Annotated in this window: 12 protein-coding genes, 18 tRNA genes, 1 rRNA gene and 2 other RNA genes; 31 read left to right on the forward strand and 2 right to left on the reverse strand. The window is 38.3% G+C overall.

Annotated features, from left to right (window positions below; genetic code table 11):
- From rrf to J7W16_RS21165, 26 genes are all read left to right on the forward strand, one after another.
- Window positions 1-104: ribosomal RNA gene (gene rrf / locus J7W16_RS21040) — 5S ribosomal RNA — on the forward strand; the annotation flags it as partial.
- A gap of 9 nt (window positions 105-113) precedes the next feature.
- A tRNA-Ala gene (locus tag J7W16_RS21045) sits at window positions 114-189 on the forward strand.
- A 9-nt stretch (window positions 190-198) separates the two neighbouring features.
- A tRNA-Ser gene (locus tag J7W16_RS21050) sits at window positions 199-288 on the forward strand.
- Window positions 289-601: 313 nt separating this feature from the next.
- Window positions 602-675: transfer RNA gene (locus tag J7W16_RS21055), tRNA-Met, on the forward strand.
- A 14-nt stretch (window positions 676-689) separates the two neighbouring features.
- A tRNA-Phe gene (locus tag J7W16_RS21060) sits at window positions 690-762 on the forward strand.
- A 12-nt stretch (window positions 763-774) separates the two neighbouring features.
- A tRNA-His gene (locus J7W16_RS21065) sits at window positions 775-850 on the forward strand.
- Window positions 851-870: 20 nt separating this feature from the next.
- Window positions 871-945, forward strand: a tRNA-Gln gene (locus tag J7W16_RS21070).
- A gap of 1 nt (window position 946) precedes the next feature.
- Window positions 947-1,018 (forward strand) — tRNA-Gly (locus tag J7W16_RS21075).
- A 19-nt stretch (window positions 1,019-1,037) separates the two neighbouring features.
- Window positions 1,038-1,123, forward strand: a tRNA-Leu gene (locus J7W16_RS21080).
- A gap of 7 nt (window positions 1,124-1,130) precedes the next feature.
- Window positions 1,131-1,207 (forward strand) — tRNA-Arg (locus J7W16_RS21085).
- Window positions 1,208-1,214: 7 nt separating this feature from the next.
- Window positions 1,215-1,291 (forward strand) — tRNA-Pro (locus J7W16_RS21090).
- Window positions 1,292-1,455: 164 nt separating this feature from the next.
- A tRNA-Gly gene (locus J7W16_RS21095) sits at window positions 1,456-1,529 on the forward strand.
- A 4-nt stretch (window positions 1,530-1,533) separates the two neighbouring features.
- Window positions 1,534-1,610 (forward strand) — tRNA-Ile (locus J7W16_RS21100).
- Window positions 1,611-1,616: 6 nt separating this feature from the next.
- Window positions 1,617-1,691 (forward strand) — tRNA-Asn (locus J7W16_RS21105).
- A gap of 4 nt (window positions 1,692-1,695) precedes the next feature.
- Window positions 1,696-1,770 (forward strand) — tRNA-Glu (locus J7W16_RS21110).
- 4 nt (window positions 1,771-1,774) lie between these two features.
- Window positions 1,775-1,850: transfer RNA gene (locus tag J7W16_RS21115), tRNA-Val, on the forward strand.
- Between the two features lie 3 nt (window positions 1,851-1,853).
- Window positions 1,854-1,929 (forward strand) — tRNA-Thr (locus tag J7W16_RS21120).
- 55 nt (window positions 1,930-1,984) lie between these two features.
- Window positions 1,985-2,165: non-coding RNA, 6S RNA (ssrS, locus tag J7W16_RS21125), on the forward strand.
- A 16-nt stretch (window positions 2,166-2,181) separates the two neighbouring features.
- An RNA gene (gene ffs, locus J7W16_RS21130) (signal recognition particle sRNA large type) lies at window positions 2,182-2,446 on the forward strand.
- A gap of 21 nt (window positions 2,447-2,467) precedes the next feature.
- A tRNA-Lys gene (locus tag J7W16_RS21135) sits at window positions 2,468-2,543 on the forward strand.
- A 9-nt stretch (window positions 2,544-2,552) separates the two neighbouring features.
- Window positions 2,553-2,634, forward strand: a tRNA-Leu gene (locus tag J7W16_RS21140).
- 160 nt (window positions 2,635-2,794) lie between these two features.
- On the forward strand, window positions 2,795-3,844 hold the full coding sequence (locus J7W16_RS21145; protein WP_210599429.1) for a homoserine dehydrogenase: 1,050 nt from the start codon (window positions 2,795-2,797) through the stop codon (window positions 3,842-3,844).
- Window positions 3,845-3,908: 64 nt separating this feature from the next.
- Window positions 3,909-5,291, forward strand: a complete 1,383-nt coding sequence (locus tag J7W16_RS21150; RefSeq protein ID WP_210599430.1) for a hypothetical protein — start codon at window positions 3,909-3,911, stop codon at window positions 5,289-5,291.
- Window positions 5,292-5,372: 81 nt separating this feature from the next.
- A complete protein-coding gene (locus J7W16_RS21155) occupies window positions 5,373-5,771 on the forward strand; it encodes an SET domain-containing protein (protein ID WP_210599431.1) in 399 nt (132 codons plus the stop codon).
- A 185-nt stretch (window positions 5,772-5,956) separates the two neighbouring features.
- Window positions 5,957-6,946 (forward strand): dimethylarginine dimethylaminohydrolase family protein, encoded by a 990-nt coding sequence (locus tag J7W16_RS21160; RefSeq protein ID WP_210599432.1) that lies wholly within the window; start codon window positions 5,957-5,959, stop codon window positions 6,944-6,946.
- A gap of 60 nt (window positions 6,947-7,006) precedes the next feature.
- Window positions 7,007-7,432, forward strand: a complete 426-nt coding sequence (locus tag J7W16_RS21165) for a DUF1801 domain-containing protein (protein ID WP_210599433.1) — start codon at window positions 7,007-7,009, stop codon at window positions 7,430-7,432.
- Between the two features lie 46 nt (window positions 7,433-7,478).
- On the opposite strand, the gene J7W16_RS21170 is transcribed toward J7W16_RS21165, so the two are convergent.
- Window positions 7,479-7,688 carry an alpha/beta-type small acid-soluble spore protein gene (locus tag J7W16_RS21170; protein WP_210599434.1) on the reverse strand — a complete coding sequence of 70 codons (210 nt, stop codon included), beginning with the start codon at window positions 7,686-7,688 and terminating at the stop codon, window positions 7,479-7,481.
- Window positions 7,689-8,014: 326 nt separating this feature from the next.
- On the opposite strand from J7W16_RS21170, the gene treP reads away from it, so the two are divergent.
- From treP to J7W16_RS21185, 3 genes are all read left to right on the forward strand, one after another.
- Entirely contained in the window at window positions 8,015-9,451 is a 1,437-nt protein-coding gene (treP, locus tag J7W16_RS21175) for a PTS system trehalose-specific EIIBC component (RefSeq protein ID WP_210599435.1), read from the forward strand.
- Between the two features lie 353 nt (window positions 9,452-9,804).
- Window positions 9,805-10,518 (forward strand): trehalose operon repressor, encoded by a 714-nt coding sequence (gene treR / locus J7W16_RS21180; RefSeq protein ID WP_210599436.1) that lies wholly within the window; start codon window positions 9,805-9,807, stop codon window positions 10,516-10,518.
- An 18-nt stretch (window positions 10,519-10,536) separates the two neighbouring features.
- Window positions 10,537-11,037, forward strand: coding sequence for a PTS sugar transporter subunit IIA (locus tag J7W16_RS21185; protein ID WP_210599437.1), 501 nt, complete (start codon window positions 10,537-10,539; stop codon window positions 11,035-11,037).
- 94 nt (window positions 11,038-11,131) lie between these two features.
- Here the strand turns inward: J7W16_RS21185 and J7W16_RS21190 are convergent, their stop codons facing one another.
- The gene (locus J7W16_RS21190; RefSeq protein ID WP_210599438.1) at window positions 11,132-12,049 is read right to left on the reverse strand and encodes a DMT family transporter; all 918 of its coding nucleotides are present in this window, start codon (window positions 12,047-12,049) and stop codon (window positions 11,132-11,134) included.
- 164 nt (window positions 12,050-12,213) lie between these two features.
- Between J7W16_RS21190 and J7W16_RS21195 the strand changes: the two genes are divergently transcribed.
- Together J7W16_RS21195 and J7W16_RS21200 are read left to right on the forward strand one after the other, a co-directional pair.
- Complete coding sequence (locus J7W16_RS21195) at window positions 12,214-12,756, forward strand: NADPH-dependent FMN reductase (protein ID WP_210599439.1); 543 nt, start codon at window positions 12,214-12,216, stop codon at window positions 12,754-12,756.
- Window positions 12,757-13,115: 359 nt separating this feature from the next.
- Complete coding sequence (locus J7W16_RS21200; protein ID WP_210599450.1) at window positions 13,116-14,642, forward strand: flotillin family protein; 1,527 nt, start codon at window positions 13,116-13,118, stop codon at window positions 14,640-14,642.
- Window positions 14,643-14,736: the final 94 nt, after the last annotated feature.

Raw genomic sequence — 14,736 nt, forward strand, 5'->3', positions numbered from 1 at the left:
AGCGAAGAGGTCACACCCGTTCCCATGCCGAACACGGTCGTTAAGCTCTTTTGCGCCGATGGTAGTTGGGGGCTTCCCCCTGTGAGAGTAGGACGTTGCCGGACGTTTTAAATGGGGCCTTAGCTCAGCTGGGAGAGCGCCTGCCTTGCACGCAGGAGGTCAGCGGTTCGATCCCGCTAGGCTCCACCAATTTATTATGGAGGAATACCCAAGTCCGGCTGAAGGGATCGGTCTTGAAAACCGACAGGCGGGTCAAACCGCGCGGGGGTTCGAATCCCTCTTCCTCCTTTTTAAACTATTAAGATAAAGATGTACTGCATCTTTATAACGACGCGGGGTGAAGCAATGAGCATCACATCGTCGAATTAACTGCGAGTAACATCGACGCATGATTGCATCATCGAGTAAGCTTGTAGAGGAGATGTCCTCATCTCTGAAATCGCATCATCCGAATACTTTATAACGACGCGAGGTGTAGCAACGAGCACCACATCGTCGAATTAACTACGAGTAATATCGACACATGATTGCATCATCGAGTAAGCTTGTAGAGGAGATGTCCTCATCTTCGAATATTCATTATCCGAATACTTCATAACGACGCGGGGTGGAGCAGTCTGGTAGCTCGTCGGGCTCATAACCCGAAGGTCGGTGGTTCAAATCCGCCCCCCGCAATACCAATTAATTAAGGCTTGGTAGCTCAGTCGGTAGAGCAATGGACTGAAAATCCATGTGTCGGCGGTTCGATTCCGTCCCAAGCCATCTTTATTTATGGCGATTGTGGCGAAGTGGTTAACGCACCGGATTGTGATTCCGGCATTCGTGGGTTCAATTCCCATCAGTCGCCCCATTTGAAATGTACACATGCATTGGGCTATCGCCAAGCGGTAAGGCAACGGATTTTGATTCCGTCATGCGTTGGTTCGAATCCAGCTAGCCCAGCCATGCGGAAGTAGTTCAGTGGTAGAACACCACCTTGCCAAGGTGGGGGTCGCGAGTTCGAATCTCGTCTTCCGCTCTTTATAGCAACAAGTCCTGCCGGGGTGGTGGAATTGGCAGACACACAGGACTTAAAATCCTGCGGTAGGTGACTATCGTGCCGGTTCAAGTCCGGCCCTCGGCATCATAATGCGCCCTTAGCTCAGCTGGATAGAGTGTTTGACTACGAATCAAAAGGTCGGGAGTTCGAATCTCTCAGGGCGCGCCATATTATTCGGGAAGTAGCTCAGCTTGGTAGAGCACTTGGTTTGGGACCAAGGGGTCGCAGGTTCAAATCCTGTCTTCCCGACCATTAATAATTGAACGTTATGCGGTGTAGTTTAGTGGTAAAACCTCAGCCATGAGCAACGCAACTATGAACAAGCTACGAATAACATCGACGCATGATTGCATCGTGAATAAGCTTGTAGAGGAGATGTCCTTCCTCGGTATAATAATTAAAAAATATGTTACCATGCGGGTGTAGTTTAGTGGTAAAACCTCAGCCTTCCAAGCTGATGTCGTGAGTTCGATTCTCATCACCCGCTCCATTTGGGGCCTATAGCTCAGCTGGTTAGAGCGCACGCCTGATAAGCGTGAGGTCGGTGGTTCGAGTCCACTTAGGCCCACCATAGTATTCCACAGTAGCTCAGTGGTAGAGCTATCGGCTGTTAACCGATCGGTCGTAGGTTCGAGTCCTACCTGTGGAGCCATAATGGCCCGTTGGTCAAGCGGTTAAGACACCGCCCTTTCACGGCGGTATCACGGGTTCGATTCCCGTACGGGTCACCATTTTGGAGGATTAGCTCAGCTGGGAGAGCACCTGCCTTACAAGCAGGGGGTCGGCGGTTCGATCCCGTCATCCTCCACCATATGCCGGCCTAGCTCAATTGGTAGAGCAACTGACTTGTAATCAGTAGGTTGGGGGTTCAAGTCCTCTGGCCGGCACCATCATAAATAACTTATAAATGGATCACTCGAATCATACAAACATCAATTATAATCACATATCCTACGATGTGCGTAACTCCTTTTTGTTTTAAACCTTACTGTTTTATTGGGATTCTTAAATTTGTTAGCTGATGCCAAGCCTATTTATAAATAGGATCGCAGAAAGCTAACGTGCGGAAACCCACCTGCGTGAGCGGGTTCAAAAACAGCTAGGGGTACGGCATAGGTGGGAATCAGTTTTTATTATACATACCGTGCTAGATGGGGAGATGGCGGTGCCCTGTAACTCGCAATCCGCCTTAGCGAGGTTGAATTCCTAGCAGCGGTACAGTTAATGTAGGGTTTGCCTTATGTAAGCGGTGTTGACTATTAGGGTCTACGCAACAGAAACCTATGAAATTGGTCAGGTTCGGAAGAAAGCAGCCATAAGTAGATCATTCTGTGTGCCGTAGATAGCCCGAATTGAGCTGGCTATATAAGTAGCACTTATGTAACTGTATCAATGATAGGTGCACGGTTATTATATATTTTATAGCAAGAGCCATTAGCTCAGTTGGTAGAGCATCTGACTTTTAATCAGAGGGTCGAAGGTTCGAATCCTTCATGGCTCACCACTTTATCTTGCGGGTGTGGCGGAATTGGCAGACGCGCTAGACTTAGGATCTAGTGTCTTATGACGTGGGGGTTCGACTCCCTTCACCCGCATAGCAAAAAAGACTCATTTCATTTGAATTGAGTCTTTTTTATTTTTAAACTAAAGTTGAAGAAATTGTGTAGCCAAGGCAATTCTGCTTATGATATAAATTATTAAACAATTTTATAAATTATTACATAATTGAAATATAATAGAAAAAAGGTGATATAAATGAACTCAATCAATATAGCCTTAATTGGCTGTGGAAATGTTGGATTAAAGTTATTAGAATTAGTTCACACAAAGAAAGCATTACTTTTGGAACAATACCATCTACAATTAAACTTTGTCGCGGTAGCAGATTCCTCTGGAGTAGCTATTGACGAAAATGGCTTAGATGTTATTAAAGTAATCGAAACAAAGAAGGAAGCTGGAACAGTGGCCTCTTATCCCGAGAAAGGATATAGAAATGCACTGATAGTGGATGTGTTGAAGAATAGTAATGTACAGATCGTTATAGAGGCAGGAGTTACGAATATTGAAAATGGGGGAACTAGCTTAGAACATGCATTTGAGGCTATTCAATTAGAGATGCATGTCGTCTTTCTTAGTAAGGGACCGATTGTATGTGGATATCAACAATTAAGAGATTTAGCTTTAGAAAAGAATGTACAATTAAAATATAGTGGAGCGACTGCTGCGGCATTACCAACCATTGATCTAGCTTTACAGAGTTTAGCTGGAACAGAGATCCATAGCATTGAAGGTCTTTTTAATGGAACGACTAATTATATTTTAGACCGGATGACAAGTCATGGTGTTACATATCAAGAAGCATTACTCGAAGCTCAGGAAAAAGGAATTGCTGAGACTGACCCAACCCTTGATGTCGATGGATGGGATACGGCGGCGAAGACGCTCATCTTAGCTAATGCAGTGATGAGAACAAATTTTTCTATGAAAGATCTGGAGGTAAAAGGTATTACAAAGATTACACCAGGTGAAATCGATAAAGCCAAAAGCCAGGGAAAAGTGATTAAGTTAATTGGAGAGGTCTACTTTGACCAGAAAGAAGCGAGAACTAAAGTTAAAGTGAGTCCGAAGCTATTATCTTCTGAACATCCACTAAGTGATGTAAAAGATGCCCTCAAAGGTGTTCATTTTCTTACGGATACGATGGGTGAACTAACTGTTATAGGTGGAAAATCAGATCCGAGAGCTGCTGCTGCTGCTGCATTAAAAGATGTTATAACGATTGCTAGTACTAAGTATCTAATGTAAAACATAGCAATTCAGTTAAATACATTAGGGTCAGAAATCTCGCATTATTGAGGGAGAAGCATGAATGAAGTATTTAAATAACCTGTTTGTCATTTCACTCGTTTTGTTTATTAGTTCTTATTTCCTATCACTAATATGGCAGATGCCACTATTCGTTGAATTACTATCTGGAGCAGGTTTAGTTATGCTTGTCTCAACTCTCTTTGTTCTTCCAAAGAAAGATCTTCTATTACCGATCCTATTACTAGCTGTTTCAATGAGTATTATTTTAATTACATCTTCCTCTCCACTTGTTTTATGGATTGGACTACGTGAAATGAGTGCGATTGTGCCTCTAATCATTCTAATAAGTTTAGTTGGTTGGATAATTGGACACCGACCTTATGTAAAAGCGCTCATTCTGTTAGGTGAAAAAAGGATTACAACAACATTTCGATTTTATTTTTTAGTGTCTGCAATGACTCATTTTATTGCATCGTTTATGACTGTTGGTGGGATTCCCTTTGTGTATCAAATATTTAAAGACTCAAAGAAACCAACAATATCAGAGGATGCATGGGAATTTGCATTAAGTACTGCCATTATGAGAGGTTTCACATTAACCGTACTTTGGACAGCTGTTCATCCAGCATTTGCTTATGTGATTGTTGGAACCAATGCTCCACTCCTCCCTACTGCGATAAAAGGGATCGGGCTTGCTTTTATTGGTTTTTTTATTAGTTTCTTTGTTTTTCGGCTTCAAGCAAAACGACTTCAAATGCCTTCAGATATTACCCCTGATTTACCAATGAATGATAACCAACGTCTTAATGGTTTAATAAGCCAATTTGTGTTATGGGTTTTACTGATAATGGGTGGTATATTACTAACAAATCTATGGTTCAGTATTGACATTTTGCTTGCGGTACCAATTGTAATTGTCGCGGTTACTACTCTTTATTTTCTTTGCAATCATTCAATGACACAGTACAAAACATTATTGATTGGGTTAGTGAAACACGATTTAGGAAAAAAGAAAAAGGAAATAATGCTTATATTAGCTGCAGGAATTTTAGTAGGGACTTTAAAAGAAACAGGGTACGGTCAAGTGTTATTTTCATATTTTTTACTTGTTATTGATTTTATGAACATAAATATTTTAATAGGCTTGACTTTGATTGTCGTTCTGTTGGGTTTTTGCGGATTTCCACCTATCCCTGCGATGGTCTTACTTTCTGGTATATTAGTAGATATACCAGGTAGCTACTCGTTGGATCTAATAGCTCTTTCTTTATTATTAGGAGTCTCAGTTACATTAATCATCGCCCCGGTGACTGTACCTCTTCTCTTACTGAGTGGCCAAAATGGTAGAAGTTTAGCAGAGAATGGTTTTCATTCAAATCTTTTGTTCGGATTAGCTTTGCTAGTAATTGGTACATTATACATCCAACTCTTAACCTTATTCTAAAATTTATTTTAGGAAATGAAATCCTATGGTATGATGTCATAGAAATTCATTGTAAAACTAAAGAAACGCGTAGGTGAATATATGATTGAAATAAAAACGTCCACACTTAGTGATGGAGAATTCAATAGAGGTGTGTTTGCAACTCAAGATATTGCAAAAGGAGAACTTTTACATGTCGCACCTGTTGTTCCCTACCCAAATGAGGAACATGTATTGATTGAGCACACAGTCCTTGCTGATTATGTATATGAATATGGTAAGAACCACACTGCTGTTGTTTTAGGTTATGGCATGCTATTCAACCATTCTTATCAGCCAAATGCGGTCTATGATATCCATTTTGAAGATCATACGTTTAAGTATTATGCTTACAAGGATATTAAGGCGGGAGAAGAAATTTTAATTAATTATAATGGTGAGGTTGATGATATGGAGCCATTATGGTTTATGAAGGAAAAAGAAGAAGAGGATAAAAAGTAATATTCAGTTATCTAACATGAGTCTTTAATGACTCATGTTTTTTTTTGAGAATTTGCACTGGTTTGAAGACAGAGTTCATCGTTGGACAATAAGTGTTGATTATAACAAGAAAAACTAGAATAAAGAAAAATAAAGATGGTTAAAATAATAGATTAAAGATAGTAATGAACGGGGAGTTGACAACAATGAATACATTTCATAAATTTTTAAACGAAAAAATGGATTTGGAGAGCTTTGAAGATGGTAAAAGAATTACAGCAGTTAGCACGAATCATTGGGGAATGACGAATTCAGTTGGTCAAATCGATAAGGTTGTCGTTCATCGTCCAGGAGCAGAAATTCAAGAACTGAAAAAGTCAGTATTCGAAAAAAAGTCCAATTCACTTGTATTACGTGATAAAAATGGTCGAATAAAAAACTATTGCCAGGCAGCACAACCACCTAACTTAGAACGTATGCAAGCACAACATGATCAATTAATAAAAACACTTATTAAAATGGGTGCACAAGTAATTGAGCTTCAGGAGACATCTTTGGAGTGGACAAATCGCTTGTTTACACGTGACATAGGTATGGTCATTCCAGGTGGTATGATAGTAGCACAGCTTGCCCTTTTCTTAAGGCGAGGAGAAACGGATATGGCTTTAAAAACCTTCGCTGATCTTGGAATACCGATTTATGGTTCAATTCAAGGTGAGGGGACGATGGAAGGAGGAAGCTTCTTACTACTTAATGAAAGACTGGCGTTGGTTGGGAGATCGATCCGCGTTAATCAAGAGGGTATAGATCAATTAAGAAGTATTTTGTCACAGCATAGTATTGAGTTAATTAGTGTCGATTTACCAGCAACTTTGATTCACTTAGACGAAGCAATTACAATGGTTGATATAGATAAGGCTTTGGTTGATCCTGCATTGCTTCCATTCTGGCTGTTAGAAGAACTCCAATCTAAAGGAATTCAGCTAATTTGCTTAGATTCGAATGACTCTTCTGCTATTAATAATTGTTTAACGATTGCACCGGGTAAGGTCATCTTTGCGGAATCTGAGAGCAAAACGTTTACGAAGCTTGAGAAATTTGGCATTGAACTACACTCAGTTGATGTATCTGAAATCACTAAAATGGGAGGAGGTATAAATTGCGTCACCTTGCCATTAATTAGGGCAGATATTTAAACAGCGATATACAGTAGATTTTACAATCGAACTATCTGTAAATAAGAAAGAGGGAAGTAAATGTATGAATTAAAGACAAAGGAAACAGAAGCAAGTGTGATTGAATTTATTCAAAGTGTTGAAAACGCGAAAAAAAGAGAGGATGCATATAAATTATTTGACATATTTACTGAAACAACTGGGTATCAAGCCAAAATGTGGGGCTCTAGCATTATAGGTTTTGGTGCTTATCATTACAAATATGACTCTGGACATGAAGGAGATGCTCCTTTAGTGGGGTACTCTCCACGAAAGTCTAAAATTAGTTTATATTTTGCAACTGGAGATACAAACAGGGAGGAATTACTCACGACTTTCGGTAAACACACATCAGGCAAAGCCTGTGTGTACATTAATAAAGTAGACGATATACATATTGATGTTTTAATTCAGCTAATTAAACAGTCAGTTACTTTTTTAGAAAACCTGTATCCAGAGAAGAAATAAGTAAAAGGCCTAGTATGTGCATTTCACATACTAGGCCTTTTATTAATTATTCTACATGACCTTGCATTTGTTTTTGTGCAAGTGAAACTAGACGTTTTGTGATTTCTCCTCCGACAGAACCATTAGCACGAGAAGTAGTATCTGCTCCAAGATTCACACCAAATTCTGATGCGATTTCATACTTCATTTGATCTAATGCTTGTTGCACTCCTGGTACTAACAATTGGTTAGAGTTACTGCTGTTGTTGTTTGCCATTGATAATCACCTCTTTATATATAGTGTATTTATACTATGAGTCATTTAGTTAGTAAGTATGCATTTCAGTAGATGGTAAATCGAACCAATCATTAAAAAAACATCTTATAGAATGTTTTCATTAAAAAGGTTTCAATGTCTTGAATGGGGTTAAACAGTATATAAACACTTACTCTAGGTAAAATAGAAATAACTATTATGATAAGATAACTTAATGATTGACACACTTGTCTATACAAGATAAAATGAAAACGCAAACAGCATTACTTGTATATACAAATTTAGATTTAAAAAATGATTTATCTAGTAGAAGGAGGAAATAGAACATGAGCAAGTACACAGAACCGGCAAAAGAATTGCTTGAGCATGTGGGTGGCAGTGACAATATCTCAGTTGTTACTCATTGTGCGACAAGAATGCGTTTTGTCTTAAAGGACCCTAAGAAAGCAGATGTAAAAAAAGTAGAAGAAATTGGTCTTGTTAAAGGAACATTTACACAGGCTGGACAATTTCAAGTCATTATTGGGAATGAAGTGTCGACTTTTTACAATGAGTTTACGAAGATTGCTGGAGTAGGTGATACATCAAAGGATGAAGCGAAAGAAGCAGCCAAAACAAATATGAACTTCCTGCAACGAATGATTTCACATTTGGCAGATATCTTTACTCCATTAATTCCAGCACTAGTTGTTGGGGGGTTAATCTTAGGATTTAGAAATGTTATTGGGGAAATCCGATTAATGAATGACGGAACACAAACATTGGTTGAGGTTTCACAATTCTGGGCAGGTGCTCATGCGTTTTTATGGTTAATAGGGGAAGCTATTTTTCACTTTCTACCTGTAGGGATTACCTGGGCTATCTCAAGAAAAATGGGAACAACACAGATTCTAGGTATTGTCTTGGGGATTACGTTAGTGTCACCACAGCTCCTTAATGCTTATGGAGTAGCGGGATCTGATACGATTCCAGTTTGGGATTTCGGTTTCGCTCAGGTTGAAATGATTGGTTATCAAGCACAAGTTATTCCAGCAATTCTCGCAGGTTTTGTGCTAGCATATCTTGAATTAGGATTAAGACGCATCATTCCGAATGTTATTTCTATGATTTTTGTGCCGTTCTTTGCTTTAATTCCAGCCGTGTTAATTGCACATGTTGTGTTAGGTCCAATTGGTTGGACGATCGGTTCATGGATTTCTAATATCGTATATGCTGGATTAACATCTGCATTTGGCTGGTTGTTCGCTGCAGTCTTTGGATTCGCTTATGCTCCACTAGTTATAACAGGTCTTCACCATATGACTAACGCGATTGACTTACAGTTAATGAGCGAATTTAATGGAACTAATTTATGGCCTATGATTGCTTTATCGAATATCGCTCAAGGTTCAGCGGTTGTTGCAATGATTATCTTAAATAGAAAAGATGAGAAAGAACAACAAGTTTCCGTGCCAGCTGCAATTTCTTGTTATTTAGGTGTAACAGAGCCAGCGATGTTTGGTATCAACTTGAAATATGTATTTCCGTTTTTTGCTGCGATGATCGGTTCATCAATTGCTGCAGTTATTTCAGTAGGTAGTGGAGTAATGGCAAACTCAATCGGTGTAGGTGGACTTCCGGGGATTTTGTCAATCCAAGCACAGTTCTGGGGGATCTTCACAATTTCAATGTTGGTCGCCATTATTGTTCCAATTGTACTAACTATGGTCTTTGCAAAAACGAAGATGGGCATTAACGCTTACAAACGTTTAGGTAAGATTTAATACTATTGATAAAGAGGCCGGGACATAACTAAGGTGTCTACCTGAAATACCGAATAATGTAATCGTGTAGCGGATGAAATATACGTAGACTCCTGCGGGATGCAAAAGCCAAAGGTGAGACCCCACAGGCGAAGCCGAGGAGGCTCAGCGGCTTCCCGCGGAAAGCGTAGTATATTTCAGGAGCGGTTTACGTCAGCCAACCACCATTGTTCGGATTTTCTATTAGTTAAATCACTTTTGTCCCAGCCTCTTCCCTTCTTCATGCAAGTAATGTGTTAGAAGTTGACGTTATACAGATGTTTTAGTTATGATCATGCTAACTAATGTCACTAGTGAAAATTGGAGAAATACGGATGCAGAATAAATATTTATCGATTTATAATGAAATTGCAAAACAAATAAAAGCCGGAGATATAGTCGCAGGGACTTTACTTCCGTCTGAAAATGAATTAACAGAGCTTTATGACACGTCTAGGGAAACAATTCGAAAGGCGTTAAACCTTTTGTCGCAAAATGGCTATATCCAAAAGATAAGAGGAAAAGGTTCGATTGTTATTGATGTGAACAAGTTTGATTTTCCTGTCTCTGGTCTTGTGAGCTTTAAGGAGCTTGCTAAGCGAATGGATAATGTAGCGAAAACAATTGTAAATGAACTCACGCTCGTTAAACCTGATCCTTATATTAAACAGCAATTGAATGTTGGAAATGAAACAATGGTTTGGAAAGTTGTGAGAACGAGAGAAATTGACGGTGCCAAAATTATTTTAGACAAGGATTATCTTGTTGAAGAATTTGTGCCAGGTTTAACAAAAGCGATATGTGGAGATTCTATTTACGATTATCTTGAAAATGAATTAAATTTAACAATTAGCTTTGCAAAAAAAGAAATAGTTGTTGAAGACTGTACAGAAGAGGACAGATTACGTCTGAATCTCGATGGCTTTGACAATGTTGTTGTTATTCGTAATTATGTTTACTTTGAGGATGCTAGTCTTTTTCAATATACTGAATCTAGACATAGACCAGATAAATTTAGGTTTGTCGATTTTGCTAGACGAAGTCATTAACAGAGAGGGATATGTAAAATGTTAAAAGGTTTATTTGGAAAAAAGGAAAGTACAGTTGTTAATTTAACTGCTCCATTAAATGGGAAGGTTATTGATATTACTGAAGTACCTGATCCGGTCTTTTCCCAAAAAATGATGGGAGAGGGGATTGCCATTGAACCAGTAGATGGCGAGGTTGTTAGTCCTATTGATGGAGAAGTTGTCCAGGTTTTCCCGACTAAACATGCTGTTGGACTTAAATCCAAATCAGGATTAGAAATATTAATTCACGTCGGTCTTGAAACAGTACAACTAAATGGAGAGGGATTTGAAACATTTGTCAATGCTGGTGACAAAGTTAAACGCGGTGATACACTTGTTCGTTTCGACTTGTCTGTTATTTCACAAAAAGCAGCTAGTACAATTACACCAATTATTTTGACTAATTATGATGAGGTTGTAGACCATGTGGAAAAAAATATATCAGCTGAATCAAAAAAAGGTGAGACAGAAGTAATGACGGTGACATTAAAAAAATAATGAATTTAAGGTACACATCGCTGGAGCTGTCGATGTGTTTTTTTTGATTAAAAGTTAGCACTGAAAAAGATAAATATCTTTTTCAGTGATTTGATTAAGAAATCATTCTTTGGTGTGATTGTAGGTTTGATTTTTTACTTGTATTTGTTTCTTGTACAATCACAACCGCCGATAACACAAGGATCATCCCAGCATATTGCCATACGTTTAATTGTTCATTGAATATTAAAAAGCCAATGAATGAGGCAACGACTGGTTCAAGTGTTGCAACAATCGATGCCCTACTCGATTCGATCGTACTTAATCCTTTCGTATAGAAGATAAAGGGAAGCATTGTTGAAAAGAAACCAAGTCCAATAATGTAAAGCCATACCCTGATGTCAGAAAATAAAGGGAAGATTGCTGATAGGTTGCTAAATGGAATAATTGCACTTGCGGCAAATACAAACGTATATACTGTTACTGTTAAAGAATCGTATTTCCTTAAAGCGAACTTTCCGAAAATGCTATATAACGCATAAAAAAATCCTGATCCGAGGCCAAGTATAAATCCATAGAAGGAAATAGATTCATTGGTGCTTGGTAAAATACCAATAACAAAGGCACACCCAATTAAGGTAATCAATAAGGCTGTCATTTTGCGAGTCGTTAACCATTCCTTGAATACTATTCTAGAAAAGATCGTGACAAATGCAGGTGCAGTGTAAAGAAGAATCGAGGCAATAGAAATTGATGTTTCTTCAATGGCACTAAATAAGCACCAATTAAACAGGACAATGCTGATGACACCAGTCCCGACAAAGTATTTACTATCTATTACATTAATTTTTAGAAGCTGACGATTTTTTAATGTTACGTAACAAATAAGAAATAGTGCTGCTGAGCATGTACGAACTGTGACAACTTGGATTGGTTTAAAGCCTAACTCATAAAGATAGGTGACAAAGGCACCGATCATTCCCCATAAGATAGCTGCAACACTGATAAGAAGTAAAGCCATTTTATTGTTCATTGTACCCCTCCAATGCATTAGCTACTATACTACCAAAAAGTGAAGTCGATTCATATTACTTTTACACATATTTTAGATCCTTGTCTTGGCATGAACTGAAGAATGGACTCATAGTTTATAAAGACCATTCGTTCGATTGAAACAGTATAGAGGGGAATGACATAATGAAACTTCTTGGTATTTCAGGTACATTAATTGGATCTAAGCCATATGCTCTTGTTCAACAGGTACTAGCGGAAGCAAAAAGGTATGACCCTTCAATTGAGACAGAGTCAATTGATCTTAGAGAGTATCACGTAGAAATGTGTGATGGAAGAGATCCTTCAACTTATAATACGGACACTCAGGAAATGATTAAAAAGATCGAAGAAGCGGATTGCTATATTATTTCAACACCAGTGTTCCAAGGATCGATTCCAGGTGCATTAAAAAATTTATTTGACTTATTGCCCGTAACGATACTGCGAGATAAAGTCATTGGGTTTGTATCGACTGGGGGAACGTATCAGCATTTTCTCGTTGTAGAGAATCAGCTGAAACCAATTGCAAGTTATTTTAAATCTTATGTGGCACCTGAATATGTCTATGCCCACCGAGACCATTTCAATGAAAAAAATGAGATCATTGATCTTGAAGTCGCAAGCCGTATTCAAAAATTAGGGATTCAAGTTGTTCAAATGTCTACTGCGTTAAAGCAGATACGCTAATTAAATCTAATGGGTACAAATTAAACATCTTACAGCTACTTTGGTTGTAAGGTGTTTATTTGTATAAATGCGAATCGGTTTATGAACGACAGAAACGTACCATTTTTTATATGAAACTACATAGGAAAGAAACATAAATTCAAACCCAATTTTCACTGATAAGATGTTTTCAATTTTCCCATTTATCTACCTGTTTTTCAAAATAATATGTTACTATTTAGTAATGGTTGTCTGATATTTGGTAAAAAAGGATATTTTTTTAAGATGAATTGTTGAAAATGTGAAACATATCTAACAATTAACCGTAAGTATTTAAAGGCAAGAAAGCTGATTTAATTATGAAAGGATGATGCGTTTTGATGAATTTGATATGGCTAATTTTAGTTGGTGCACTACTATTTGTTCTTCTTATTGTAAGTGGGATTAGTTTTTTTATTTTTAAACGTCGCTATAAGACAGCCAGTTCAAACCAAGCATTAATTATTACAGGACCTAAGCTGGGGGATCCTGAAAACGACACAAGAATCTTTTTTGACGAGAATGGAAGAAGTCTGAAAATTATTAGAGGTGGCGGTATTCGTCTACGTTTATTCCAAACGTGTACTCCAGTTGATTTAAATTCATTTCAAATTAAATTAACAACACCGAAAGTATATACGTCGCAAGGAGTTCCGGTTGTTGCTGATGCCGTAACATCTGTCAAAATTGCTGATTCTTTAATTGGAATCGCTAATTATGCCGAACAATTTCTTGGGAAAAAGCAAAATGAAATTGAGGATGAAGTTTCAAAGGTACTTGGAACGAATCTACGTGCAATTCTTTCAAAAATGACAGTTGAACAGATTAATAATGACCGAGAATCATTTAATCAACAAGTACAAGAAATAGCCCAGAAAGAATTAGATAATATGGGCTTTAAGATTACATCCTTTGGTTTAGATGACCTAAGAGATGCCGATGAAGAAAATGGATACTTAGATAACTTAGGTAGACCACGAATTGCCGAAATTCGTAAAAAAGCTGATATGGCCGAGTCAGATGCTGAGAAAGAAACTAGAATGTATAAGGCGAAAAATGATCAAGAGGCACAGGATGAAGAGAATAGACGATTAACGGCTATTGCTGAATCTCAAAAAATCAAAGACATAAAAACAGCAGAAATAATGGAAGAAACTGAAAGAGCAAGGGCGAAGTCTGAACAATCTTATGAACTAGAAAAAGCTCGTTTGGCCCAGCAAGTAAAAGAAGAAGAGATGAAGGTCCAATATATTGAACGTCAACGACAAGTAGAGCTTGAGCTTGAAGAGCAGAAACGTCGTAAAGCACTTGCTGATGCAAATGCCTATGATATTAAAGCTAAATCTGAGGCGGAAGCCGAGAAGGCGAGAATAGACGGTGAAACGAAAGCAGCTATTGAAAAGCAAAAGGGGTTAGCGGAAGCTGAGGTTATTCGTGAACGTGGTAGAGCAGAGGCAGAAGCAAAGGAATTAATGGCAAAAGCCATGGAGAAATACGGTGAAGCTGCTATTTTGGAAATGTTCATTGATATGTTACCTAAGCTTGCACATGAAGTGGCTCAACCTCTGTCTAACATCGAGGAAATGAAAGTCATTGATATGGGTGGCGGTTCAGATTCTAGTGGTGGCCATACGAGAATCACTAATAATGTCACGAAAACAATGCTTGGAATTCAAGAAAGCCTAAAAGAAAGTACAGGTATTGATGTGAAAAGCATGCTTGAATCATTTGTAGCACGCGGTGCAATGGTAGACCCACGAAAAGAAAGTGTTGCAACAAATGAAGCACCAGAACAAAGAGAACAAAAAGAATCAGAACAGGATATTGATACAGACGTAGAGACTGTAGAGAGTGAGAAAGAAGAATAAGATCAAAAAGAAGAGGCTGGGACATAACTAAAGTGCCTAATTGAAATACCGAATAATACAATCACGTAGCGGATGAAATATACGTAGACTCCTG

It is taken from the genome of Halalkalibacter suaedae (genome assembly GCF_017939705.1).
In the GTDB taxonomy this organism is placed as follows: domain Bacteria; phylum Bacillota; class Bacilli; order Bacillales; family Bacillaceae_D; genus Halalkalibacter; species Halalkalibacter suaedae.